This is a genomic window from Enterococcus lactis (genome assembly GCF_015751045.1).
Lineage (GTDB): Bacteria > Bacillota > Bacilli > Lactobacillales > Enterococcaceae > Enterococcus_B > Enterococcus_B lactis.
Genome location: NZ_BNJW01000012.1, coordinates 1 through 25970 on the forward strand (window position 1 = coordinate 1; position 25970 = coordinate 25970).

The window sequence follows — 25970 nt, forward strand, 5'->3', positions numbered from 1 at the left end:
CGATAGCGAGAAGGATACACCTGTAACCATGCCGAACACAGAAGTTAAGCTTCTTAGCGCCGATTGTAGTGAGGGGTTGCCCCTTGTGAGAGTAGGACGTCGCCACGCAAAGGTAAAAAGATGAACTAGAAATAGTTCATCTTTTTTTGTTTAAAACTTTTACTAAATTGAACTAATAGAGTCTTCTATGAATATCGAAGTTAGTTTTCACCTACTTCGTTTTTTTATAGTTGGTTATTATAAAATAACGATATAATTGATTTTGATACAATACACGTTTATTTATAAATCAAAAATATAGAGAACAGTATACAAATGTCCGTTCCTATTCTTAAAATGATTCTTACACTTACTTAAATTAGGTATAATTAGTATATGTTTTGTGAGAAATTTAGACTTATAATCAGCAGTGAATGTATAATTAACGTATAGGAGACATGGATGAAATGAAACTAATTGGTATAGATTTAGACGGTACTCTTTTGAATTCTGACCAGAGCATTAGTCAAAAAAATGCAAGAACAATGCAACATTTACCTAAAGACTGTTTTCCATTCATTTGTTCTGGAAGAGAAGTAGAAGACATTAATAATATTCTCAAAAAATCTGGTTTAATGGTTCCAGCAGTAGGATTAAATGGTTCTGTTGGATTTGATGGAGAAAAAAAGATATTTGAGTCTTTTTTCGATAAAAAGGATGTAAAAAAAATTGATTCTCTCATATCGAAATTTCCAACTAAAATATATACGAATCTCGGAAGTTATGAATCGCAGAACTATAAAAATAAAATGAAAAAAATCTTTCACGAGGTAGGTAGTGAATTTTCTGTCAAGGAGTTGAACTATGAGCTTGAGTATGAAAAATCTATTTGTTCTATTCCTTATAATAATATTGAGGAAATTATAGAAAAGGATGATATCAGTATTTACAAATTTTTTATTTTTATTCCCAATCGTCAATTGAAAGCGAATATATTTAACCGTTTGAAAAAGATGCTAAATGTGACTGTTACTGAATCAGCACCTGTAAACATTGAAATCGTGCCTCAAAATGTATCGAAAGGCACGGTGTTTGATCGTTTGGAATCAATCTACAATTTAAAAAAACCTTTGAGAATCGCGATCGGGGATAGTTTAAATGACTTATCTATGTTTGAGAGTGCAGATATTAGTTTTGCAATGGGAAATAGTCATCAAGAGATCATGAAAAAAGCTGATTATATTACCGTTTCAAACGATAAAGACGGAGTATCTCAAGCTTTTGAAAGAATTCTTACCATATAAACTAATTTAGGGAGTATAGAATATAAATATTTAGGATTGTGACAAAAATCATGTCACAATCTTTTTTCGAATAAACTCATTTTTTGAAGCCAGCCATTTATCGTAATTTCTTTGCATAATACGAACAAATTTTCGGTTATTGATGAAAAAAAACATTGAAAATGGTATGATAAAAGAAAAAGAGGAGGGAATTTTTAATGGTGAAATTTATCCATGCGGCAGATTTACATATGGATCGGTCATTTGAAGGACTGACAACTCTAGATAAAACTGTACAGGAAAAATTATTGAAGACGAATCTGACCGTTTTATCAAATATCATTGAACAGGCAATAATAAATAACGTTGATTTTGTTTTACTTGCAGGAGATAATTTTCATCAAAATCGTCCTTCATTAAAAATACAGAAACATTTTTTAGAACAGATGAAACGGTTAGAAAAAAAACATATACCTGTATTTATAATATTCGGAAATCATGATTTCTATCAAAAAGAGCGGTATTGGTTCTCCTTTCCTAAAAATGTCCATTTATTTACATCCGAAACGGTAGAGACAAAAAAAATAACGATAAAAAGTGGCGAAACTGTCTCTCTCAGTGGATTCAGTTATCGACAACCATGGATTCAAAAAGACAAAGTGATGGAATTTCCTTCTAGAGAACTCACAGATTACCATATTGGTTTGTATCACGGGGAACCTGGTACCTCGCAAAAAGGGAACTATGCCCCTTTCCAACCTTCAAAAATGCAAGAAAAAGGATACGATTATTGGGCTTTGGGGCATATCCATGTGCCAACAGTTTTAAATGAAAAGCAAACCATCGTTTATCCAGGTGCGCCTCAAGGACACACTAAAAAAGAACAAACTTCTACGTCCATTCTACTTGTTGAATTAAGTAAAGGAAGTTGTCAAATACATCCGATTAAAGTAGCAGAGGTCTATTGGAAGACAAAGGAAATATCATTGAGGCAAGCGAAAACGACAAAAGAGGTCATTGTTCATATTCGTCAGCAACTTTCAAAAGTAGAAGATGGGTTTAGTTTAATTGAGATAAAATTAAAAGATTATGACCATCTCAATACAGATGTTCTAGAGAGAATACAATCAGGAGAGTTATTAGATTATCTGTTAGAGGAATTTTCAGATAGGATAAGGGATTTATTTATTTGGCGTATTTCTCTCATGGAGGATACTTTTTATGCGAAGATTCCACTTGCTGCTTCTGCTAAATTGATGGAACAGCTATTTCAATACTATCAGACACCTCAAGATTTCCAACAAATTTTAAATGAAGTATATAGTCACCAAGAAGCGGCTAAAATATTGAGCGAACTGCCGGAATATCAAGAAGAAACACTTGAAAAAGCCAAGCAGCTACTTAATCAAGATTTTTTATTTGAGGAGGATCAGGAATGAAGATTTTAAGGATCGAGATTGCTGCTTTTGGAAAATGGCGTCAAAAAAGTTTTGATTTTTATTCAGGCAATCAGCTGATCTATGGGGGAAACGAAGCAGGAAAATCAACGATTTATCAATTTATCCAAGCCATCTTATTTGGATTCCCTTCAAAAGGCCGTAAAAAAAAGGATTATACACCAAAAGACGGCTCAGCCTATGGCGGCAAAATATGGCTTATACATCCTGTATACGGTGAGTTTGCTGTCGAGCGCTATAAACAGCAAAATCGTGGAAAATCGAAGGTATGGCTGGGGAACCAAGTTGGAAGTGATGAATTACTAGAAAAACTGATTGCACCTTTGACGAAAGAGTTATTCCAGCAGGTATTTACTTTCCAGCAAGAACAGTTGATGGAACTAGATCACTTGAGAGAAAAAGAGCTACATGATGCACTGATTTCTTTAGGGATTACGGGCAGTTCTCAAGTATTCCAAAAAAGACAAGAATATTATCAGAAAGCACAACAGTTATTCAAGAAAAAAGGCCAAAAACTGCTGATCAATCAAAAATTAAATGAATGGAAAGAGCTTCAAGAAAAAATCCATCTAAAACAAGAACAGGAAGCTTATTTTGGCAAGTTGATCCAACAAGAACAGGAATACGAGTCGCAACAGCAACAGTTACTGGAACAACTACATGAGGCGAATAAACAATTTGCACTAGCCAGACAGCAAGAACTCAATTTTTCTTTATATGAAGAATGGCAATCCCTCAAAAAAAACATCGCCACAGGTCTTCCTGATGAACAACTTCTTCTTGATCTGGAGTCTTTTTCCAAACGGTATCAGCAAACAAATGAGCGTTTAGAAGAATTAGAAGCAACTCTGGAAAAGCATAGCGGGATGGATCAGCAGTCAGCTAGATATTATTTTTATTTAGAGCAGGAGCAAGAACTAAAAGACCTCCAACAACTCCAGTTTACAACGGAACAATTAAGCGAAGAATGGCAAAGACTTCAAATAGAGACTAGAGAAACAAATTCAGAATTGAAGATCTTGGAACAAAGATGGCAGTGGCAGAAAAATCCGTTACCGGAAGAATTTTTATATGAAGAAGAGTGGAAGAATCTTCTGGCTGAAGAAAGAAGGATTGCTGATCTAGAAAGCCAGATTTCTGTGCGTCTCCAGATAGCTAAAGAACAGCAAAAAATGATCGAAGCAGAAGTGAATGAGTTGGAAGAGACTTATCCAGCATTATTACAAAATCAGTCAGAGATAGCACCAACCCCTTCATCTAAACCCTATATGCTAATTGCTGGCGGAGCAATAATCATTGCAGGTATATTTGTACCAATGCCCTTAAAAGTGATCTTTTTATTGATTGGTGCAGGCATGGTGGGCTATTTCTTTTACAAACAGCAACCAAAGGTTAAACCTAAAAATGATTTCTCAGAAATAAAAGGAATGTGGCAAGAAAAACTAGGTCAGCTTGATTTAGCTTTAGCCCAATTAGCAGAAGCAGAAGAAAAACAAAAGAGAATCGAAGAAGAAAAACAGATTCTTCAGCAAGAAGTATATCGTTTTGCTGATCATCGGCACTTAGGAAAGATGGATACACTCAAACTCATGAAAGAATATGGGCAAGAAGTCATAGATTATCAGAAATTGTATGGCGTATTTGTGCGGAAACATAAAAGAGAGCAGGAAATCCAAGAAAAACTACAACAGATCGATCAGAAATTTGAGTTTGTTAAAGAATGGCTACCCATACAAGATAAGACGATCTCAGAAAAAATGGCTATGCTTTCCCGTTTTATCCAAGAAATGGAACAGATGAAATTTGCCAGAAGCTATCAGCAAAATACTTTATTGAAGCAAGAAATCAATCAATTGAAAAAGAAACAAAAAGTATGGATACAAGAATACAGCGAACAATTGAGCCAAGCTGGATTATCTTATCCTTCGGAAGTACCTGTCTTTTTACAAAAAGCCAAACAAGCCGAACAGCAGATGAAAAGGTACAATGAACTGTCAGAAATGCTTCGTCCACTGTTTCCTGAAGAACTGACGAAAGAGAAATTATCTGTAAGACTGCGGCAATTGAAAGAAAAACAAGGCCAACTACAGCAAGAAGAAAAAGAGGCAAGTGAAAATCGGCAACGACTCCAACTTCAAGTAGAAGAGCTGCAAAGAGACGGCACATTGGACGAACTCTATCAACAAGCTAGCCGACAAAAAGCAAAATTGCAGGAATTGCTGGAGGAATGGGGCGCATTTGAAATCGCAGGGACATTCTTAGGCGATCTTTCAACAGAGATGAGTGAGAGACAATTACCTCAGTTGTTAAAAGCAGCGGGTGATTATTTAGGTATTTTAACAAAAGGAAATTATCAGAAGATATTACTGAAAAACGATACACTGACTTTAACAGACGGATATACAGACTTTCCAATCTATGAGTTGTCTACAGGTACGAAAGATCAGCTGATTATGGCGATGAGGTTTGCTTACCTCTCGTTAGAAGCCAATCGTTCGATATGCCCGATCATCATAGATGATGGCTGGCTTCATTATGATCATCAGCGAAAGTATCAATTAGCTGAACTTTTAGCTAAATTTGGAGAAAAGTATCAAATAATTTGTTTTTCTTCTGATAAAGAAATGGTAAGCTATTACCATGAGATGAACCAAACCGTAAAACAATTAGAAGGAGCAAATAATGAAAAAAATTCGTGATTTAGTAATCGATGAGCAGTTTGAGCAATTTGTCCTGATCAAAAGTGCAGATGTAAGAATCGCTAAAAACGGAAAAAAATTTATTGCTTTTACTTTCCAAGATACTTCAGGTACCATCGATGGCAAGTACTGGGATGCTTCGGAAGAGGAAATCAATAAATTTACAGCCGGCACAGTCGTTTTTCTAAACGGTAAAAGAGAGGTTTATCAAGGGAACCCGCAAGTAAAGATTCTTCACATGCGTTTAACAAGGATGGATGAGCCAGGGGAACCTAGTTTATACATGGAAAGAGCCCCTTTGAAGAAAGAAGAAATGGAAGAAGAAATCAATCAATTATTATTTGAAATCACAAATGCACATTGGAATCGGATCGTTCGCTATCTACTCAATAAATACCAAAAACAATTTTTTGAGTTTCCGGCAGCCAAAAGAAACCATCATGCATTTGCCAGTGGATTAGCTTATCATACTTTGACAATGCTTCACTTAGGAAAATCAATTGCCGACGAATATCCTGAGTTGAATCGACCATTATTATATGCGGGTATCATTTTGCATGATTTAGGAAAGGTGATCGAACTTTCCGGTCCTATGTCGACAGAATATACGCTTGCAGGGAATTTAATCGGTCATTTGGTATTGATTGACGAAGAAATAACTAAAGCCTGTCTTGCGCTGAAAATCAGCGAAGCTGACGAAGACGTTCTCGTATTACGACATATGGTTTTAGCACATCACGGCCTATTAGAATATGGTTCACCTGTACGTCCAAGAATAATGGAAGCAGAAATATTACATCAAATCGACAATATTGATGCTTCCATGCAGATGATGTTGACTTCGATTCGTCAAACAGAACCAGGAAAATACACAGATCGGATTTTCGGTATGGACAACCGAAGTTTCTATGTACCAAAAGATTTATAGCAAAAATTTATTTTTTTCATTCAAAACAAAAAAGCGAGACATAAGTCTTCGCTTTTTTTGTTTTCTTTTATTTTGATGAATCAGTTGTTTCTTCAGTTGAAGATTCTTTTGTTGAATCAGTTGATTTTGTGTCAGAGCTCTTTGTTGAAGATGTGGCTTCACTTGAGTCTTTCGTACTTGATGAAGTTGTTGTGAATGCACTCAACACATTTTCAAAGGCATCATCTTTGATTTTTACATTTGCATCTTTTAATTCTTCACCGATTACTTTAGTCGTGAATGTATTATCACTTAATTTTGTTTCAGTAGCGATTTCTTTTAATTGATCTTTGTATTTATCCATGTCGTTGCCTTTATTTTGGTTTTTCACCATTTTGACAACATAGTATTCTGTTGCATAAGAAGTAGTATTTGTTGCAGTAATAACGTCAGAGACTTCGCCGTCTTTCAATTTGAAAGCTGCTTCTTTTACTTCTGCAGGAATGGTTGTTGTCGTCGAGTCGAATTTGACTTTACCGCCATCTTCTTTTGTCTCTGAATCAGTCGATTTGTCTTTGGCTAATTTAGAGAAATCATCCCCATCGTCCGCTGATTTTTTTACATCTTTGGCTTCATCTTCACTTGATAATTTGATGATTTGTGCTTCTACTTCTGGATGGAAAGATTCCCAAGCAGTTTTCAAATCATCATCTGTAATATCTACATGAGCCTTCAAACCAGCTTCAAAAGCTAGATTATTACGGATATATTCTTTATAAGAATCTTTCGTATACCCAGCAGTTTCTAATTGTGATTCAAAAGTATCACCTAAAGATTTCGCTTGTTTGTCGTATTCTGCATCCACTTGTTTATCTGTTACTTTATCGCCGTATTTGTTATTGAATACTTTATAGATGATCATCCGTTGTACTAATGATTGGTTCGATGATTCGAGCTTTGCTTCATCGTAGAAATCAGATACAGTGATCGTTCCGCCTTTCATCGTTGCGATATCTTTATTGGTATCGCCTGAACAAGCCGCTAGAGTTAAAACAGCCAACGCACTAGTAGCTGCCAAAATAATTGATTTTTTTTTCATTAATGTTTGCACTCCTGTAATTAGTTATTATTTTTTATATATTAACTATACCATATCCCATGCCCTTTAAAAGCGTTCTCGTGATAGTTTCAAACAAAATTCAAAATTTCATCACATTCCTAGGAAATGTGCAATTATTCCTCTATTAGACAGTCGTATCTGTTGAGAAAATGATCATTATTGTATTTGATCAGGATACTCAGGCAGATCAGCTGTTAGTTTTTCTACTTGTTCATTGATTTGGGCGATACGTGGTTCGGCCTGGAATTTAAAATCTTCGATATCTTTTTTGATGGCTTCTTGGAAAGCGGGAATCACAGATTCAGCTGTTTCTTTTGTCTCAATCAATGCGCTTTTAAAATGATCCAAGCTGTTATTTAAATCGTTTGTCAGAGTGGTTGCTTCTTCCAGTTCTTCAATCAGTTTTTTTCTTGTTTCGTTCCCACTCCTAGGTGCAAATAACAGACCTCCGACAGTTCCAGCAGCAGCTCCGAATAACAGTCCTTTGAAAAAGTTTTTAATCATCGCTGTGCACCTGCTTTACGATTGTTTCTTGAATAGCTTTTAGTTCTTCTGGTCCATAACTGTCTTGATGGTTGCCAAAGTGGATAGAAAAATCGTCCTCTTTGCTATAGCGAGGAACTAAATGGATATGTGAATGAAAAACAGATTGATAAGCTAATTCACGGTTGTTATTCAAGATATTAAGACCTTTCATTTCTGGAAAAGCTTTTTCTAATGCTTGAGCAATCTTAGGCACACGTGAAAAAACTTCTCCTGCAAGTTCAGGATCATATTCAAAAATATCTGCTACATGACGTTTAGGGACAACTAACGTGTGTCCTTTCGTTGCTTGAGAAATGTCTAAAAAAGCATAGACTTTGTCGTCTTCATAAATTTTATAGCTTGGGATTTCTTGATTGATGATTTTGCAAAAAATACAGTTTTCCATAAAAAACATCCTTTCCATAAAGAATAAATACTTCAGCTTAACTTTACCATAAGTTAAAGCCATTGTAAGGAAAAAAACAAAATACCGTCATTTTCTTCGTGGTATAATAAATAAAAATAAATGGCGGAGGAAAAAGAATGAGTTTAATTATCGATCATGTCACAGGAGGGTATGGCCATCTCCCTGTGTTAAAAGACATCAGTTTCAACGTACAGCCTGGAGAGATAGTAGGATTGATCGGGCTGAACGGAGCAGGGAAAAGTACAACCATCAAGCACATTATCGGTCTGTTGGAACCTTCAAAGGGAACGATAGAAATCAATCATCTATCTTTAAAGAAAAATACAGAAGAATATCGTAAACAAATTGGGTATATTCCAGAGACGCCTTCTTTATATGAAGAATTGACTTTGAGGGAACATATCGAAGTCACTGCGATGGCCTATGATATACCTATGGATACAGCAATGAAAAGAGCTGAAAAGCTGTTGGAGACTTTCCGTTTGTCTAATCGCCTTGACTGGTTTCCGGCTAATTTTTCAAAAGGGATGAAGCAGAAAGTGATGATCTTATGCGCCTTTTTGATCGAGCCTTCTTTATATATCATTGATGAACCATTCTTAGGATTGGACCCACTAGCTATCAATGCGCTGCTTGAATTGATGGTAGAGATGAAAAAAGAAGGAGCCGGTATTTTGATGTCTACGCATATTTTAGCTACTGCAGAAAAATACTGTGACCGTTTTGTGATCTTACATAACGGAGAGATACGAGCAGATGGGACCCTTGAGATGTTGAGAAAAGAATTTCATCTGCCGGATTCTTCTTTGGACGAAATCTATATCGCTTTAACAAAGGAGCAGGCACATGAGTAGTTTTTTTCAAAAACGTTTAGCAAGGCATCAAAAGAAAATGATGAAATATATGCGCTATGTGTTGAACGATCATTTTGTTTTAGTTTGTCTTTTCTTAATTGGTGGCGTGGGATTGTACTATTCTAGCTGGTTGAAAACCTTGCATCCGCCTTTTGCACTTGGGGGAATGATAATCTCTATATTTTGGATGCTCTGTTTATTTGTAGGCAAGATGGCTACTTTTGCGGAGGCAGCAGATATTGTTTTTTTACTTCCGAAAGAAAAAGAAATGCAGACCTATTTGGAACGAGCTTTTCGCTATTCTTGCATTTTTCCGATGATCCTTTTGATATTGGCATGCGGATTTGCTATGCCATTAGTGGTGGTTAGTACTCAGCAAGTCTTTTCGATGTTTTTCGTCTATCTGATCATATTATGGAGTTTGAAATTCAGTCATCTGCAAATTAAGCGAGCAGAATTGTTTCGGCTAGATCAACAGGTCATTCGTTATTGGAAAACAGGTTGGTTACTTTCTTCTATGCTCATTTTGCTTCTTTCATTTTATTGGCTGGTCTGGGCAGGGGTAGCAGGTGCATTGGTACAGGCAAGTCTATATTACTGGTTTTTGTGGAAGCAACAGGAAAAAGGATTGGATTGGGAGAATATGGTGCACGCAGAAGAACAAAGGTTGCATCAAATCTATCAATTTATTAATTTATTCACCGATGTTCCTGAAATTACGGCAAAGGTAAAAAGAAGACGCTACTTGGATCCTCTATTGACTCATATTAAGAGAGAATCAAAAAACACTTATCTTTACTTGTTTGCAAGAAGATTGGCAAGAGGTTCTGATTTTAGTGGTCTTTATTTCCGGTTAGTAATTATAGGTGGGCTATTGATTTTCGGAGTGATCGACTTTTATTTTAGTCTGATAATCGGTTCTTTATTTTTATATTTGATCGGGTTCCAATTGTTGCCTTTAGCGAGCCAGTTCCGCTATATGGTGCTCGTTCAGCTTTATCCGATCCATGAGAATCAGAAGAAGCAGGCGATCCAGTATCTGCTCACATGGGTATTAGTTATCGCATCGGTTATCTTTGGGTTGATTGCTGCAGTCGTATTGGATGGTCAGCAGCGATGGGTTCCGCTAGCGGCTTATTTGATTGTTACGGGTCTCTTTGTTAAACTATATGTACCAACTCGTTTGAAGAAGATGTCAGACTGAAAACAAAGCTGTGTAGGATAAAAATGAACTGAAAAATAGAGCGTTGACAGTAAGAATGCTGTTCGTTCTATTTTTTTTGAGAAAAGTCGGTTTTTTGAATGGCAAATAAATGAAAAAGAACGTATATGTGCTTGACGTGTAGTGATCAGGCGACTAGAATAATAAGTACTGCAAAACAAAGAGTAAGAGGACGGGAGAATGCATGATGGAGTTTCAGTTAGACCAAGAGTGGCGGTTACGTCCCATCAAAGGCGATACAGGAAAAACATACATAGGCATGCGTGATGAAGACAAAGTCTTTATTAAACGAAACACGACTCCGATGTTGGCTGCTCTTTCAAGGGAAGGAATTACACCAAAACTTGTTTGGACAAAACGAACGGGGAATGGCGATACCTTGACAGCACAAGAATGGCTAGAAGGCCGCTTGCTAACTCCTAATGAGATTGGTCAAAGAAATGACGTAATTGATGTTTTGTACCATTTACATCATTCAAATTCTCTTAAAACCATGCTGACCCGTATCGGCGGACGTGTTATGACGCCGGAGAAGATGTTGCAAAAATATGAAAAAGAATTACCAGAAGAACTCCAGAAAAATCAATTTCTGCAAATCGTCCATCGATTTCTTCGTGAGCAGATCCCGCCGATAGATAAGGAAAATCTATCAGTAGTGCATGGAGATGTAAATCATCGAAATTGGTTAGTATGTAAAAATTATTTATATCTCGTGGATTGGGATTCAATCATGTTTGCAGACCCTGCGGTAGATATTGCAACGATTTTAGGAAATTATGTGCCTCTATCCAGTTGGAATCAATGGCTGATCAGTTATGGCATACGTCCGACTGACGAAATGCTTGAAAAGTTTCACTGGTATGCGGCCATGAATTTGCTCCAAGAAATCACTAGATACTGCAAACGTGAAGATCATCGACGAATGAACGAAGAAATTTTACAATTAAAACGAATTTTCAGTGGCTGAGGTTTGGCCCAAACTCTGCGGAGATTTGGCCAGACCTTTTTAATTAGAGAAAGGAATGGAGATAAATAATGCGTGTCCGAAATCGTCCGGGAGCAGCGGAAATGCTAGCGGCTCACCCGAATTTTGTAATTAGTGATCCAACATTGTGGAAGGGAAAATGGAATGAATTGTTTGGAAACGATCATCCAATCCACATTGAGATTGGAATGGGGAAAGGCCAGTTCATTACTGGAATGGCAAAAGCCCATCCTGAAATCAATTATATTGGAGTAGAAATGCAAGTAAGTGTTGTTTCTATAGCATTAGACAAGTTGATCGAACAACCGCTTCCTAACCTGAAGCTTCTGCATGTGGATGGATCAGCATTGACAGAATATTTCGCTGACAGCGAAGTAGATCAGATCTATCTGAATTTTTCTGATCCATGGCCGAAAAAACGACATGAAAAACGGCGCTTGACATACAAAACTTTTCTTGCTGTAGATGAACAGATCCTCCGCCCAAATGGAGAAATCCACTTCAAAACAGATAATCAAGGATTGTTTGAGTATTCGCTGGCAAGTTTTTCTCAATATGGCATGATCCTCAAACAGGTATGGTTGGATTTGCATCAAAGTCAATTTGAAGGCAATATTATGACGGAGTATGAAGAAAAATTTTCTTCGAAAGGTCAACGTATTTATCGAGTAGAAGCTCGATTTCAAGATAAGACCAAAAAGAAAAGTCTGTGAATGAACTTTTTACTTTCATAAAAATATAAATCAAATCCCAGAAAACACATTACATCTGTCATGTGCATTTTCTGGGACTTTTTTGATTTAAGATATACCTATTTCCTCGGTTTTCAACAAGGTGGAATCAATTGGAATCGAGAGAATGAAAATAATCCTTTGTCGGTGATCTTCAATTCGGGTATGACAGATAAGGTTAAGAAAGAAAGTGTCAAAAAAGGATCAAAGGTTTTAGCTGCCCCTAGTTGATGTGTTTCAGCTATTAATTCATTCAGCTGTTCATTGACGAGCGAAAAAGGTTCCTGTGTCATGATGCCGCCTATCGGTAGAGGAAGACAAGCTATTTCCTTCTGTTTGTTGACAACAGTCATCCCGCCACCTTTTTGAATCAAAAGATTAGCAGCATACAGCATATCCTCATCATTTGTTCCCACGACAACTAGATTATGAGAGTCATGAGCAATCGTTGTCGCTATCGCCCCTTGTTTCAGCTGAAATCCTTTTACGATGCCTAACCCAATATTTCCGGTTTGATGGTGACGCTCGATCACCGCAATCTTTAATTGGTCTTTTTCGATTGAAGGAATGAATCGTTCGCCTTGTCGGTCCACTTTTTCTACCAAATCGTTCGTGACGAGACTATTCGGGATAATTTCGATCACATGGGCTTGTGAAGAAGGGAGAAGCAGCTCTAACGAACGAGGATGCAATGGTTGAGCATTTAGGTTTGGTAGACAGCATGTATATGGATTTGAATGATCAGCAAATAAATGGTCTTCGAGTTGACCAGATTGGACGACCAATGTTCCCTTATAGAAAACTTCATGAATTGGCAGCTTGGTAAGATCGTCTGTTAAGAAGAAATCAGCTTGATACCCAGGAGCAATCGCACCTAGTGTTTTCAAATCAAAACATTCTGCTGCATTCAATGTTGCCATCTGGATTGCCTGTAACGGATCAATTCCCATTGAAATAGCTTGACGGACGATATGGTCAATCGATCCTTCTTTAACTAAATCATTGATGAGTTTATCATCGGTGACAAAGAAGCATCTTCTTGAATTATCAGGCGTGATCGCCGGTAGTAGCGAGGCCAGATCTTTTGCAACGGTCCCTTCTCGAACCATTAAATACATACCAAGATCCAAACGTTCTTTAGCCTCTTTTGCAGTTGTAGCTTCATGATCCGTCCGAATACCTGCTGCGGGATAAACATTTAATTCTTCCATGCCGATACCAGCTGCATGTCCGTCAATCTTTTTCTTATGCTGGTGCATCAACTGGATCTTTTCTAGGATATCTGCTTCATTATTTGCTACTGCTTGATAGTTCATGACTTCAGCTAAACCTAAAACTTCGGGATTTTGTAAAAAAGGTGCCAGATTTTTGGCATTTAGATTTGCACCATTTGTCTCAAATGGGGTGACAGGTACACAAGAAGGGAGCATAAAGAAAATATTCATAAGCGTTTGTCTTGCGTCTTCTATCATAAATTGAAGACCAGTACTCCCAGCGATGTTTCCTATTTCGTGGGGGTCTGTTACTACAGTAGTGACTCCATGAAGCAAGGATACTTTTGAAAATTCACTTGGTGATAAAAGTGAACTTTCAATATGCACATGGCCATCAATGAATCCTGGTACTAGATATTGCCCCTTAGCATTATGTACGCTTTTTCCTTCGTATTCACCAATCCCTACGATCATTCCTTCGTAAATCGCTACATCTTTTTCCATGATCTCTTTCGTAAAGACATTGACGATCTTAGCCTGTTTGATCACTAGATCAGCGGGCTTTTTTTTACTTGCTACTTCGATGTATTTCTTTAATGTTGATTCCAATGGAATGCCTCCCAAGATAAATTTTTATAAGTATAACATAAATTCGTTTTTTGCCAATGTTTTTTAATAAATTCATTTTATTTGAAACAAAAAGTTCAAAAAGACGTATGTTTTTTGTGGAGGGGAGAATAATGGAAATAAAACGATTATCCGATCAAATGATAAGTGAAAGTTTCGCCAAACATGCCCAAGACGTATATGTCTTGCCAGCTTCAGAAGTATTTTACATCTATTTTCGCTATGGAAAAAAACGAACATTCTGGAAGGAAGTATCTTCGGCAGATGGCCAGCAATTGATTTCAAGATTTAAGTATTTGGGACAAATGGATATCGGAGAAAAAAGAAAAGCTCAATTAGGTGCATTGACCTATTCTTTAGAAAAACAGAAGGTTCGGTTACGACTGTCTTCTGTAGGAGATTACCTTCAACGAGAAAGCTTAGTGATTCGGCTATTATACGGTATTTCTGAAACACCTCATCGTTGCTTTAATTCTCTAGATTTTGAAACTATTTTGCAGAAAACCTTTAGACGTGGATTATATCTATTCAGCGGACCAGTCGGGTCAGGCAAGACGTCATTGATGTATCGGTTAGCTTTGAAAGAAAAACGGCAAGTAATCACGATTGAAGATCCTGTAGAGATCGAAGAACCATTCTTTCTGCAATTGCAGATCAATCCCAAAATAGCACAGACTTATGACACACTTTTGAAGCTCGCATTACGGCATCGCCCTGATTTGTTGATCATTGGCGAAATAAGAGATGAATCAACTGCACATGCTGCGGTAAGAGCTGCACTAACGGGACATCGGGTATTCGCAACCGTACATGCACGCAATCTTGAAGGTACATTGATCAGAATCCATGAACTAACAAAGAAAAAAGAAGAGCTATCTGAATGTCTAGCTGGAGTCATTTATCAAGAACTTTTGGAAGATGCCGATCACCATCCTTCTGTCTTGTGGAGTTATCAATTTATGGAGGAAGAACCAGTAAAAAAATCATGGGAGGAAAGCTATGAAGAAGCTCAGAAAAAAACTTGGCAGTCAGAACTATTCTAAAGGACTGACAAGAAGCCAGCAAAACCAGTTTGCACAAACCATGGGAGAACTGCTTTTAACTGGTTTTAGTTTGCAAGAATCCCTTTATTTATTACTCACGATCCGTTCGTTCCAGCCTGCTATTTTGGCAAACATCCAACATCAGCTAAAGGAAGGACAACCGTTTAGTGAAGTACTTTCGCAAACAGGGTATGGAGCAGAACAACTGGTACAGATCGAATTAGCTGAACTTCACGGGAATCTGCCGGCAACTTTGTTGGAAATTGCCAAACAGTTTCGTCTGGTCGAAGGATTTCGCAATGATTTGAAAAAGCTGCTTGCCTATCCGATGCTATTGCTCACCTTTTTGCTAGGTATCTTATTTAGTATGCGTTTGCTCGTTTTACCTCAGCTTATTGGTTCAGGGATGGTTATGGAAGAGCATTGGGGGATTCAGCTGATACAAGTCTTTCACTGGTACGTTCTACTATTTATCCTCGTGGTTGCTTTATTGACTTTTCTAGTAAGGTATCGGCTGATGAAATTGTCTCCTATTGATCGGAGTGAATGGATCAGCAGACAATTGGTGATTGGGCCGATATATTCCTTGTATCAATCTGCTTATTTGTCGCTAGAGATTGGCAAACTTTTTCATGAAGGCTTCGAATTAAGGCAAATCATCGTTTGCTTGAAGGAGACGAAACAAGAAAGTCTGATTCAACACCTTGCTTCCAAGATGATACAAGGATTGGAGGCAGGTATACCATTAGCTGATCAGTTCCAGAATTACCGTTTTCTATCTGAAGAATTCAGCAAGATTATTTTGCAGGGAGAGGCAAAAGGAAATTTAGGGAAAGAACTGATATTTTACAGCGAATGGACAAGAAAACAGCTTTTCAAACGACTTCAGCACTGGCTGCATTTTATTCAGCCAATTATTTTTTTGGGCGTAGCGGTTTTGATTTTACTGGTATATGCTGCTGTTTTATTACCTGTTTATGGAAGTATCGAGGAGGTCTTGCCATGAAAAAGAAAAGAACACCTTATTATAGCGGTTTTACATTAATCGAAATGCTGATCGTTTTACTGATCATCAGTGTACTAGTATTGTTGTTCGTTCCTAATTTGTCACGTTATAGGAATCATGTAGACCAAGAAAGTCGTGAAGCAATCATTCAGTTGGTAGACACACAAAAAGAGCTCTACGCGCTTCAAAACAATGGAAGAATCCCTACCGTGGAGGAATTATTGAATGAAGGCTATATCAAACGAGAACATGCAGACATCTACCAGCGACCTTGAAGGTAAAACATTAGCATCAGGATATACGTTGTTTGAGTCACTCTTACTGATTTTATTGCTTACAACAATCCTTTCTTTTCCAGTTCTCGCATTTTCTGCATGGAAGAATGAATTGGCAGTCTATCAATTTTTCAGCCAGTTTGAAAAACGAATCTATACCACTCAAAAAATCGCTATTGTGAACCAAATCCAAACAGGTTTTTATTGGAACAATGACGAAAATCAGATCATTTTTCGTATGTCGCAACCCGATGAAGCGAGCTGGAAAGTATTAGATATTCCTGATGAGATTACCTTGAAACGCCATGCTTCCATCACTTTTGCGGCTGGAACTGGAAATGAAAGTTCACTAAAAGCGTATCAATTTTATTGGGAAGAAAAAGGGCAAACGATTACGTATCAATTCCAGATGGGGAGTGGACGCTATACAAAAAGAATTGAATAGAAAAGGGTTTATTTTATTAGAGTCCCTTACAGCGCTGATGATTGCTTCCGTCTGTGTGTACTTAGTGAGTTTTGGTCAGCTTTTTTTACTTCAGGCAGAAAAGAACAGCGGGGAGGAAATGCTACTTATTCGAATGGTTTACGAAGATACCAAGACACAGCGGATATATCACAAAAGACCAGAGCGAAGTGAAGAAATGATTATGTACGATATCCAAATTGTCGAAAATAATGGAGTAATCGAAAAAGTGCTTGTCAATATGGAGAAAGAAGCAATCAATATTGAAAAAACAAGAAATCCCGGCATTTACGCTGATTGAATGTCTAATCGGACTAATGATAGTAAGCAGTATATTGCTGTCATTCAATCTTTTGATCCAGCAAACCATCCAAGTAAGTGACTTTCTGCAGCGTAAAGATCAAAAAGAGTGGCTGATATTTTTAGCACAATTAGAAGAGGAACTTAACAGCAGTCACAATGTTTCCGTGAAAAATCAGCAATTGCATTACACTGTAGAGGATAAACAGTACATCATCGAAAGATATCAGACGATGATACGTAAAAGAAGAACTTCCGGCGGGCATCAACCTATGTTAACAAGCATCACTGAGCTTCAATTATTGGAAAAAGAACACACAATTTCTTTTTATGTACACTTTGAAAATGGAGAAGATGGATATGCCATATGGACAAAAAACGATCAATAGAAAATGTTGTAAGGGCTCTATTTTATTTTCTGTGTTGCTTTTATTTCTTTTATGTACGTTTTTATTAACGGCAGCATTAGAAAGCTATCGTTTGTCAATAGATCTGAATATACGAATAAAAAATTATTATATAGCAAAAATAATGAAACAGATGGCTCTATCGGAACAGTCTATACTTGTTGAGAAGTCGGAAGGGATTTTTTACTACACAACTGGATCTGTAACATATCAATGGGTACAACAGTCTCTATTCTTGGAGGTAGAAGTCTCGCCGTTTATCTTTCGATTCATAGAAGAAGTAAAAAATGATACAGATACTGGTACAGAATGAGGAATTGTTCGTGAAAACGCCCTCTTTTCTGTTATAACACTGTTTTTAATAAAAAAATGTTTGCCGTTTCACAAATAAAAAACAGTGAAAACGATTGAAATTTTGTCAATTGTTCGATAGAATTAAACAGGTGAAAAAATTGTTATAATATATCTAGAAATGAGGTGCACCATGTTACCAGAAAAAATGGAACAAGGGTTCAATCAGAACCTGGAAGCTATTCAGCTTTTACAGAATGCATTGGGAACTTCCTTTTTAGAAGCCTATGTCGAAAATGCAGAAAATCTAATAGATGATTATCAAGTACGTGTGGTGGATGGAGTGCCGGCAAAAGAGACAGCACAACGGATCACAGCTCTTTATGAAGAGTTGAAAAAACTTTCTTTCGAGCCAGAAGAATGGCGCAGATTGTCTCAACTGCTTTTATTGAAGGGCAACCAGACAGAACATCTGCAGGCGAACCATCAACTCACTCCTGATAGTATCGGTTTTTTATTTGTTTTTCTTATTGAACAACTATACACAAATAAAAAGGAACCAGTTAAGATTCTGGATATTGCGGCAGGAATGGGCAACTTGTTATTAACAGTTCTTTTAAACCTATCGAATGCGGGGTATCAAACAGAAGGATTTGGTGTGGATATTGATGATACATTGTTGGCTGTGGCAGCTTCTACAAGTGATTTGACACAAGCAAATGTTCAATACTTCCATCAAGACGGGTTGCAGGATTTATTAATCGATCCTGTCGATTTTGCAATCAGCGATTTGCCGATCGGTTATTATCCGAATGACGAAAAAGCAAAAGAATTTTTAACAAGTACCGAAGAAGGCCACAGTTATGCACATCATTTATTGCTGGAGCAATCAATGAAATACGTGAAGCCGGATGGTTTTGGTTTGTTTTTGATGCCAAGCGGTTTTTTAGAAACGGATCAAAGCGAAGAAATCAAAAAATGGTTTAAAGAAGAAGGCTATCTTCAAGGAATGATTCAATTGCCAGATGAGTTGTTCCGCAACAAACAATCACAAAAAAGTATTTTGATCTTACAGAAAAAAGGACCACAAGCAAAACAAGTAAAAGAAGTACTGCTTGTGAAACTTGCTTCACTAAAAGAACCAGAGAAGGTGACGGAATTTTTCAACGAGTTTAAAAACTGGAAATCATCTGCTCTGTAATCATTCAACGAGAAGGAGAGTCATATGTCTAAAACAATTGCAATCAATGCTGGGAGTTCAAGTTTGAAGTGGCAATTATATCAAATGCCAGAAGAAACCGTAGTTGCGAAAGGGATCGTCGAACGTATCGGTTTACAAGATTCTATTTTTACGATCAAGTACGGCGATAGTCAAAAATTCGAACAAATCATGGATATCGAAAACCACGAAGTAGCAGTAAAAATGCTGTTAGATCAGTTGATTGAACTGCAAATTTTAAGTTCTTATGATGAAATCACCGGTGTAGGGCACCGCGTTGTTCACGGAGGAGAAACTTATGGGGATTCAGTAGTGATCGATGAGGGAGTAATGGACCGCATTGCTGAATTAGCAGAATTTGCTCCTTTGCATAATCCTGCTAACCTGATGGGAATCAAAGCCTTTAAAAAGATTTTACCTGACATTTTGAGCGTAGCTGTATTCGATACATCTTTTCACTCAACAATGCCAAAGCAAAATTATTTATACAGCTTGCCAGTGTCTTATTACGAAGATTTCAAAGTAAGAAAATATGGCTTCCATGGCACAAGCCATCGTTATGTATCGGAACGTGCAGCAAAATTATTGAACAAACCGATTGAAGAGCTAAAAATCATTACTTGCCACTTAGGAAACGGAGTATCAATCACAGCTGTAAATGGTGGTAAATCCATGGATACTTCTATGGGATTCACGCCATTAGCTGGTGTGACAATGGGTACGCGTTCAGGCGATATCGATCCAGCTGTTCTTCCATACTTAATGGAAAAATTAGAGATTGATATTGATGAAATGATCAATGTTTTGAATAAAAAATCTGGTTTGCTAGGCCTAACAGGATTGTCTAGCGATATGCGTGATCTTGAAAAAAACTATGAAAAAGAACACATTCGTTTAGCTTATGATATCTTCGTGGATCGCATCCGAAAATATATCGGCGGATACGTGACAACGATGAATGGTGTCGATGCAATCGTCTTTACTGCTGGTATCGGCGAAAATGACGGACATGTACGCAATGAAATCATTAAAGGTATGTCTTGGTTTGGCTGTGAAATCGATCCAGCGTTGAATGAATTGCATGGTGAAGAAGTAGATATCTCTACAAAAGAATCAAAAGTAAGAGTATTAGTGATTCCAACAGATGAAGAACTAATGATTGCCCGTGACGTGGAGCGTTTGCGCGGCTAAAAATACACGCGTGTTCTCTTTAGAAAATGGATAATTTTATATCCGTTTTCTAAGAGGACATGCTTATTTATTTTTTACACAGAAGGATCTGAATATAAAGAAGTGAGTGAATCCAAGTATTCTTTGAATCGTGAGAGGAAAGACGCTCAATAAGCGAATTTATTTTTTGAAGAACAAAAAAAGCTGTGTCCAGACAAGTGATCTTCAAAAGTTTTACTTTTGAGATCCCCTCTGAAACACAGCTTTTCATCAATTAGTCTTTTTTAGGAGGCAATTGGTTTTCTAAATCAGTTCGAACAACAAGCACATCGCAAGCCGCGTTTCTAATAACATATTCAGAAACAGAACCAATAAATAAACGTTCTACAGCATTCAATCCTGTAGCTCCTAACATAATCAAGTCTACTTGATTATCTTCTGGGATTTCTTTCGCAATCAGTTGTTTTGGTGAGCCATATTCTACGACAGAGGTTACATTATTCAAGCCAGCTTTTTTCGCATTGCTTTCATAATCTGCCAATGTTTGCTTTGCCATTTCAGTAGCTTGTTCTGCCAACATTCCATCAAATGATGAAACGGTTTGGAAAGAACGTGTGTCAATGACATGTGCTAATAGAAGTTCTCCGTTATTTCGGATAGCTACATTGACCGCCTTTTTAAAAGCTAATTCAGCTTCATCAGAACCATCCACGGCAACCATGATTTTTTTGTATTGTTGTAACATAAGCATTCACTCCTCAAGTCAATCGTGTTGTACTCTTTTATTGTAGAACACTTTGTGGAAAAAGAGAATTATTTACTGCTTTGGTTCAGCAATTTTTTTTGCAAAGCGGATACTGAAGGTGGCAGAAACGAGAATCACGATCAATAAAAAGATCAAAGCGATGAAGCGTTGATTGAAAAAAGCGGCTAAAATACCCATAACGCCTAAAACAGCATACGCAGCTCCATAAAATTGTAGGAATCCTTGATTTTTGTCATTTTTCTTGATCAATACAAAAAAGATATCCTGTTTATTAAATAAATAATAGCTAACGAATAATAATAGTAAAGTGGCGATAATCATCAAAATCCTAATCATGAACAAATCCTCCAAAATAAGCAACAAATAGAAAAAGCAATTTGCCAAGAGCAAATTGCTTTATTCTTTAAAAGATGGTAATCTCCGTTAATGCCGTTATTTGTCCTGTAGTATTGATCCCGCGAATTCAAGCAGGTGGGTCCCATGGTCGTAGCTTCGAACTACCAAATGATAAGGCATGTTACCAGCAGTGACACAAGACGGGTCCCAAGATATCAATAAAAATGTTCGGTCAACACACAAAGAGGACAATTCGAACATCACAGATTTCCCATCTCTATAGTAGCATATGAATTTAAAAAGAGCAATGAGAGAGCTCGCAGAAATAGAACCGTTTTCTTGTTTAATTTTTTGGGGGATGTTTTTTCCACTCTTTTATGCGGTAATACTGTTGACCTAGCGCCTGTTCATATTTTCCTGTATCCTTTGGCTGGTAATATTGAGCATTTTTTAGCCTATCTGGTAAATATTGCTGATCGACCCAAGCATGATCGAAATGATGAGGATACTGATAACCCACACCGCGGTTGAGGGATTTCGCACCTTTGTAATGGCTATCTCTCAAGTGGTCGGGAACATCTCCAGCTTTGCCCTCTCGAATATCAGCAAGTGCTGCATCTAATGCCATATAGGCAGAATTGGATTTGGGCGACAAGCAAAGATCAACGACGACATCTGCTAGCGGGATACGTGCCTCAGGTAACCCTAATCGTTCAGCAGCTAATACAGCGTTTACTGTACGCGCAGCAGCAGCAGGATTGCCTAAACCTATATCTTCATAACCGATAACCATCAGGCGACGACAAATACTTGCCAGATCACCTGCTTCAACTAGACGGGCGAGATAATGAAGGGCAGCATCCACATCACTTCCGCGAATCGATTTTTGAAACGCTGAAATAACGTCATAATGAGCATCTCCATTTTTGTCATGGGTAAGAGCTTTTCTTTGGACACATTCTTCGATAATCGACAGAGTAAGATGAATCTTTCCTTCTTTATCTGGAGGAGTCGATCGTGCAGCCAGTTCCAATCCATTCAATGCACTACGCAAATCGCCATTCGTTGCACGCGAAAGGTGAAGAAGAGCCTCTTCATCTAACTGAATTGCTTGTTGACCAAGACCGCGTTCCTTATCCTTTAAGGCATGTTCCACTGCCAACTGGATGTCTTGCTCTGTTAATGGCTTGACTTCAAAAATCTGTGTGCGGCTGCGGATCGCTGGATTGATAGTAATATAAGGATTTTCAGTAGTCGCTCCGATCAAGATGATTCGGCCACTTTCTAAATGAGGAAGCAGAAAATCCTGTTTTGTTTTATCTAATCGGTGTACTTCATCCAATAAGAGGATCACAGTACCACTCATTTTAGCTTCTTCCGCTACAACCTGCAGATCTTTTTTTGAATCTGTAGCAGCGTTCAGCATGCGAAATGCATAATTAGTAGAACCGGCAATCGCACTTGCGATACTCGTTTTTCCAGTACCAGGAGGCCCATATAAAATCATGGAAGAGAGCATGCGAGCATCGACCATGCGGCGTATGATTTTTCCTTCACCGACTAGATGCTGCTGACCAACGACTTCATCGATCGTTCGAGGTCGCATGCGATAAGCCAATGGCTGTTGCATAGGATTTTCCTCCTTCTTGTTTTTACGTTCCTTAATTATAACATATTTAGTAATATAGCTAGAAAGAACAGCCTTCTGTTGTTTTGTTTTCATAGCTTATCCAACTAATATTGTGTATGATAAAGTAGGTGAGAAAAATGACGGATAAACAAAAGATAGATGAATTTTTTTGGAATAAAACGACGCCGGAAGTAGCGCGGGATTTATTGGGGATGTATTTGGAGCATGACACACCAGAAGGAAGATTAGCTGGATATATTGTAGACGCGGAAGCATACCTAGGTCCAGAAGACGAGGCCGCCCATAGCTATGGTTTAAGAAGAACACCACGTGTGCGGGCAATGTATGAAAAACCAGGTACGATCTACCTTTACACGATGCATACTCATCGGATTTTGAACATCATCACTCAGCCAGAAGGGATTCCTCAAGGAGTAATGATACGTGCAATCGAACCAGCTGCAATGATTGAACAAATGAGTAAAAATCGTGGTGGAAAAACTGGTCCAGATATCAGCAACGGTCCTGGAAAATTAGTGGAAGCATTAGCAATTCCTCAAGAACTCTACGGTCAGTCTATAGCAGATAGTTCATTACGTTTAGTTTTTGAGAAAAAGAAGATACCAAAAAAAATCGATGCTTTGCCTAGGATCGGTATCCCGAACAAAGGGGAATGGACAGAAAAGCCGTTGCGTTTTGTTGTGTCTGGCAATCCATATATCTCTTTACAAAGAAAAAACCAAATCGAGGAAGATTGGGGTTGGAGGAAAGAAAATGAAAAAGAAGGATCTATTAACATACTTAGATGAAATAATCGAAAAACAAGTGACGGACTATGATGTGGCTTTAGATTGGGATACAAAAAATCATACGATCGAAATCGTTGTTCGTTTGTTTGCGGAAAATAAAGCACAATTTGAGATTGATGATGCAGAAGGGATTGTTTCGCAAGAACCAATTATCGAATTTGAAGATAGCGTACTCCTTTTTAATCCTCAGAAATCTGTTTTTGATGAACAAAATTATCTAGCAGCAATCCCCTATGAAGGAAAAAAAGGGTTGGCAAAATCAGTAGCTGATTCTTTAGTGGAATATTTGAATGAAGTATTAGCACAAGGGCAAAGTGATTTGCTTGATTTTTTAGATGAAGATGATGACGAAGCTGTATTCGAACTCCATTGGGATAATCAGAAACTAGCAGAGTTAGTAGAAGCAAAACAGCAAAATGAAACAGAGACTTATTTACCGTACCCAAGTTATTAAGGAGTGACAGACATGAAATGGAATGAAGTAAGAGTAGAAACCGAAAGTGAAGCAGTCGAAGCGGTCGCTAATATTTTGATGGAGGCAGGAGCGAGTGGTGTTGCGATTGAAGACTCTTTAGATGTTGAACATTTTCAATCGGATCAATATGGTGAAATTTTAGATAAAAATGATTTTACATCGTTGAAAGAAGGCGCGCTAGTCATGGCTTATTTTCCAGAAACGACTTTTTTACCGGAAATCTTGCCTTTTATCAAAGATCGTATCACGCAATTGCCTGAGTTTGGTCTAGCGATTGGAAAAAACAAAGTAACTGTTAGCGAAGTAGAGGAAAGCAATTGGGCAACAGCATGGAAGAAATATTATCATCCGGTGCGTATTACGCGAATGCTGACGGTTGCGCCAAGCTGGGAAAACTATCAGACAGAAGATCCTCTAGAAAAAATCATTACATTAGATCCAGGTATGGCGTTTGGAACAGGCACCCATCCGACGACTTCTTTGACATTGACAGCACTAGAAACAGTATTGCGTGGTGGCGAAACATTGCTAGATGTTGGAACTGGTTCGGGTGTACTAAGTATTGCAGCAAAATATCTTGGTGCGAAAGATGTCTATGCCTTTGATTTAGACGAAGTAGCCGTTCGTTCAGCGAAAGAAAATATGGATATGAATGAAATAGCCAAAGATGTCCACGTATCAGCTAATGATCTTTTGAAAGGAATCGAGATTGAAAGTGATGTAATCGTTGCGAACATTTTAGCAGATATCATCTTATTGATGATCCCGGATGCTTGGCGTTTACTAAAACAAACAGGGACATTGATCGTTTCAGGAATCATTGAAGAGAAGAAGCAAATGGTTCTAGATGCTATGATAGAACAAGGATTCATCGTGGACCAAATTTTCCAACAAAAAGACTGGTATGCAATTATTTTGAAAAAACCAGAGGTGGAATAGATGCAGCGATATTTTTTGAAAGAATCGTATGAACCAAAAGACCATTTTATTTTAAAAGGGGAAACCTATCATCACATTGTACGGGTTATGAGAATGGAACCGAAAGATGAAGTTTTTTTGGCATTCAATGATCAGATAGCCGTTGTTGCAGAAATCACAAAAATCACCGAAGATGCTGTTTATCTGAAAGAAATTAAAAAAGAAGAAAACCAAAAGGAATTGCCAAGTTCGATAACCATAGCGAGCGGCTATCCTAAAGGAGAAAAGTTGGATTGGATTATTCAGAAATCCACTGAATTAGGCGCACAAGCTTTTCTTGGGTTTCCGGCATCAGCCTCTGTGGTTAAATGGGATGCAAAGAAACGCATGAAGCGACAACAAAGGCTTGAAAAGATTGCCCAAGAGGCAGCAGAACAATCCCATCGGCAAATCGTGCCCTCAGTAGAGTTACTGGAAACGAAACGTGACTTATTTGAACGGCTAGATGATTATGACATGGTCTTGGTTGCTTATGAGGAATCAGCAAAGCAAGGCGAAAAATCAAATGTAGCCAAAATTCTTAGTGAAACAAAACCGGGCAGTCGAATCTTAGCTGTCTTTGGACCAGAAGGCGGCTTATCCCACGAGGAAATCGATTATTTCGTAGAACACAAAGGGATACTATGTGGATTAGGACCAAGAATCCTTCGTACAGAAACAGCGCCTCTTTATTTATTAAGTGCTGCTAGCTATCAATGGGAGTTAATGGATCCCTCTCATAGCTAACGTTTTTCAACAATAAAAGAGTATCGACGGAAAGAATTGAAAAAAT

At 37.7% G+C, this 25970-nt stretch carries 28 protein-coding genes, 1 rRNA gene and 1 other RNA gene; 22 read left to right on the forward strand and 8 right to left on the reverse strand.

From position 1 onward, the window contains the following. The 5 genes from rrf to KFO35_RS07780 form a co-directional block, all read left to right on the forward strand. A 5S ribosomal RNA gene (gene rrf / locus KFO35_RS07760) occupies nt 1–108 on the forward strand; the annotation flags it as partial. A gap of 329 nt (nt 109–437) precedes the next feature. Next, on the forward strand, nt 438–1283 hold the full coding sequence (locus KFO35_RS07765; protein WP_156272273.1) for a Cof-type HAD-IIB family hydrolase: 846 nt from the start codon (nt 438–440) through the stop codon (nt 1281–1283). Between the two features lie 197 nt (nt 1284–1480). Then, nucleotides 1481–2701, forward strand: a complete 1221-nt coding sequence (locus KFO35_RS07770; RefSeq protein WP_156272271.1) for a metallophosphoesterase family protein — start codon at nt 1481–1483, stop codon at nt 2699–2701. Next, entirely contained in the window at nt 2698–5418 is a 2721-nt protein-coding gene (locus KFO35_RS07775) for an ATP-binding protein (protein WP_130624805.1), read from the forward strand. The genes KFO35_RS07770 and KFO35_RS07775 overlap by 4 nt, the downstream gene beginning before the upstream one ends. Continuing rightward, the gene (locus KFO35_RS07780) at nt 5402–6346 is read left to right on the forward strand and encodes a 3'-5' exoribonuclease YhaM family protein (RefSeq protein WP_002291331.1); all 945 of its coding nucleotides are present in this window, start codon (nt 5402–5404) and stop codon (nt 6344–6346) included. Before KFO35_RS07775 ends, KFO35_RS07780 begins: the two co-directional genes overlap by 17 nt. Before the next feature lie 67 nt (nt 6347–6413). Here KFO35_RS07780 and KFO35_RS07785 read toward each other — a convergent pair whose 3' ends face one another. From KFO35_RS07785 to KFO35_RS07795, 3 genes are all read right to left on the reverse strand, one after another. Then, nucleotides 6414–7424 (reverse strand): peptidylprolyl isomerase, encoded by a 1011-nt coding sequence (locus KFO35_RS07785; RefSeq protein ID WP_002291335.1) that lies wholly within the window; start codon nt 7422–7424, stop codon nt 6414–6416. A gap of 177 nt (nt 7425–7601) precedes the next feature. Further along, nucleotides 7602–7949, reverse strand: a complete 348-nt coding sequence (locus KFO35_RS07790) for a YtxH domain-containing protein (protein WP_002291336.1) — start codon at nt 7947–7949, stop codon at nt 7602–7604. Continuing rightward, complete coding sequence (locus tag KFO35_RS07795) at nt 7942–8376, reverse strand: HIT family protein (RefSeq protein WP_002291337.1); 435 nt, start codon at nt 8374–8376, stop codon at nt 7942–7944. The genes KFO35_RS07790 and KFO35_RS07795 overlap by 8 nt, the downstream gene beginning before the upstream one ends. Nucleotides 8377–8513: 137 nt before the next feature. Here KFO35_RS07795 and KFO35_RS07800 point away from each other — a divergent pair, with 137 nt between their 5' ends. From KFO35_RS07800 to trmB, 4 genes are all read left to right on the forward strand, one after another. Further along, nucleotides 8514–9251, forward strand: coding sequence for an ABC transporter ATP-binding protein (locus KFO35_RS07800; protein ID WP_002315627.1), 738 nt, complete (start codon nt 8514–8516; stop codon nt 9249–9251). Then, a complete protein-coding gene (locus KFO35_RS07805; protein ID WP_002315628.1) occupies nt 9244–10455 on the forward strand; it encodes an ABC transporter permease in 1212 nt (403 codons plus the stop codon). The genes KFO35_RS07800 and KFO35_RS07805 overlap by 8 nt, the downstream gene beginning before the upstream one ends. A gap of 202 nt (nt 10456–10657) precedes the next feature. Then, on the forward strand, nt 10658–11440 hold the full coding sequence (locus KFO35_RS07810; RefSeq protein WP_002291341.1) for a phosphotransferase family protein: 783 nt from the start codon (nt 10658–10660) through the stop codon (nt 11438–11440). A 68-nt stretch (nt 11441–11508) separates the two neighbouring features. Beyond that, on the forward strand, nt 11509–12171 hold the full coding sequence (trmB, locus tag KFO35_RS07815) for a tRNA (guanosine(46)-N7)-methyltransferase TrmB (protein WP_002315629.1): 663 nt from the start codon (nt 11509–11511) through the stop codon (nt 12169–12171). Between the two features lie 113 nt (nt 12172–12284). Here trmB and ade read toward each other — a convergent pair whose 3' ends face one another. Continuing rightward, nucleotides 12285–14012 (reverse strand): adenine deaminase, encoded by a 1728-nt coding sequence (gene ade, locus KFO35_RS07820; protein ID WP_025477302.1) that lies wholly within the window; start codon nt 14010–14012, stop codon nt 12285–12287. 131 nt (nt 14013–14143) lie between these two features. Here ade and comGA point away from each other — a divergent pair, with 131 nt between their 5' ends. The 9 genes from comGA to KFO35_RS07865 all read left to right on the forward strand — a co-directional run bounded on the left by comGA (nt 14144) and on the right by KFO35_RS07865 (nt 20225). Further along, a complete protein-coding gene (gene comGA, locus KFO35_RS07825) occupies nt 14144–15073 on the forward strand; it encodes a competence type IV pilus ATPase ComGA (RefSeq protein ID WP_024634693.1) in 930 nt (309 codons plus the stop codon). Then, nucleotides 15030–16079 (forward strand): competence type IV pilus assembly protein ComGB, encoded by a 1050-nt coding sequence (gene comGB / locus KFO35_RS07830; RefSeq protein ID WP_002315632.1) that lies wholly within the window; start codon nt 15030–15032, stop codon nt 16077–16079. Before comGA ends, comGB begins: the two co-directional genes overlap by 44 nt. After that, nucleotides 16076–16354: a competence type IV pilus major pilin ComGC gene (gene comGC / locus KFO35_RS07835; protein WP_002309938.1), complete on the forward strand. Its 279-nt coding sequence runs from the start codon at nt 16076–16078 to the stop codon at nt 16352–16354. The genes comGB and comGC overlap by 4 nt, the downstream gene beginning before the upstream one ends. Then, nucleotides 16329–16799 (forward strand): competence type IV pilus minor pilin ComGD, encoded by a 471-nt coding sequence (comGD, locus tag KFO35_RS07840; protein ID WP_002291349.1) that lies wholly within the window; start codon nt 16329–16331, stop codon nt 16797–16799. The genes comGC and comGD overlap by 26 nt, the downstream gene beginning before the upstream one ends. Further along, a complete protein-coding gene (locus tag KFO35_RS07845) occupies nt 16771–17118 on the forward strand; it encodes a hypothetical protein (RefSeq protein WP_002315634.1) in 348 nt (115 codons plus the stop codon). Before comGD ends, KFO35_RS07845 begins: the two co-directional genes overlap by 29 nt. Further along, a complete protein-coding gene (gene comGF / locus KFO35_RS07850) occupies nt 17081–17506 on the forward strand; it encodes a competence type IV pilus minor pilin ComGF (protein ID WP_002328904.1) in 426 nt (141 codons plus the stop codon). The genes KFO35_RS07845 and comGF overlap by 38 nt, the downstream gene beginning before the upstream one ends. After that, complete coding sequence (gene comGG, locus KFO35_RS07855; RefSeq protein ID WP_025477304.1) at nt 17478–17837, forward strand: competence type IV pilus minor pilin ComGG; 360 nt, start codon at nt 17478–17480, stop codon at nt 17835–17837. The genes comGF and comGG overlap by 29 nt, the downstream gene beginning before the upstream one ends. A gap of 171 nt (nt 17838–18008) precedes the next feature. Further along, on the forward strand, nt 18009–19016 hold the full coding sequence (locus tag KFO35_RS07860) for a class I SAM-dependent methyltransferase (RefSeq protein WP_025477305.1): 1008 nt from the start codon (nt 18009–18011) through the stop codon (nt 19014–19016). A gap of 24 nt (nt 19017–19040) precedes the next feature. Then, the gene (locus tag KFO35_RS07865; protein WP_002291355.1) at nt 19041–20225 is read left to right on the forward strand and encodes an acetate/propionate family kinase; all 1185 of its coding nucleotides are present in this window, start codon (nt 19041–19043) and stop codon (nt 20223–20225) included. A gap of 253 nt (nt 20226–20478) precedes the next feature. Here the strand turns inward: KFO35_RS07865 and KFO35_RS07870 are convergent, their stop codons facing one another. The 4 genes from KFO35_RS07870 to KFO35_RS07885 all read right to left on the reverse strand — a co-directional run bounded on the left by KFO35_RS07870 (nt 20479) and on the right by KFO35_RS07885 (nt 22936). Continuing rightward, complete coding sequence (locus tag KFO35_RS07870; protein WP_002291356.1) at nt 20479–20949, reverse strand: universal stress protein; 471 nt, start codon at nt 20947–20949, stop codon at nt 20479–20481. A gap of 72 nt (nt 20950–21021) precedes the next feature. Further along, nucleotides 21022–21306, reverse strand: coding sequence for a hypothetical protein (locus tag KFO35_RS07875; RefSeq protein WP_002291361.1), 285 nt, complete (start codon nt 21304–21306; stop codon nt 21022–21024). A gap of 77 nt (nt 21307–21383) precedes the next feature. After that, nucleotides 21384–21578, reverse strand: a non-coding RNA gene (gene ssrS, locus KFO35_RS07880) — 6S RNA. 71 nt (nt 21579–21649) lie between these two features. Further along, on the reverse strand, nt 21650–22936 hold the full coding sequence (locus tag KFO35_RS07885; protein WP_002315640.1) for a replication-associated recombination protein A: 1287 nt from the start codon (nt 22934–22936) through the stop codon (nt 21650–21652). A gap of 137 nt (nt 22937–23073) precedes the next feature. Between KFO35_RS07885 and KFO35_RS07890 the strand changes: the two genes are divergently transcribed. From KFO35_RS07890 to KFO35_RS07905, 4 genes are read left to right on the forward strand one after another with little or no spacing between them, the layout of a single operon-like run. Next, nucleotides 23074–23745 carry a DNA-3-methyladenine glycosylase gene (locus tag KFO35_RS07890; protein ID WP_024634688.1) on the forward strand — a complete coding sequence of 224 codons (672 nt, stop codon included), beginning with the start codon at nt 23074–23076 and terminating at the stop codon, nt 23743–23745. After that, the gene (locus KFO35_RS07895; protein WP_002315642.1) at nt 23711–24199 is read left to right on the forward strand and encodes a DUF3013 family protein; all 489 of its coding nucleotides are present in this window, start codon (nt 23711–23713) and stop codon (nt 24197–24199) included. The genes KFO35_RS07890 and KFO35_RS07895 overlap by 35 nt, the downstream gene beginning before the upstream one ends. 12 nt (nt 24200–24211) lie before the next feature. Beyond that, nucleotides 24212–25159, forward strand: coding sequence for a 50S ribosomal protein L11 methyltransferase (gene prmA / locus KFO35_RS07900; protein WP_070704457.1), 948 nt, complete (start codon nt 24212–24214; stop codon nt 25157–25159). Next, a complete protein-coding gene (locus KFO35_RS07905; RefSeq protein ID WP_002315644.1) occupies nt 25160–25924 on the forward strand; it encodes a 16S rRNA (uracil(1498)-N(3))-methyltransferase in 765 nt (254 codons plus the stop codon). Nucleotides 25925–25970: the final 46 nt, after the last annotated feature.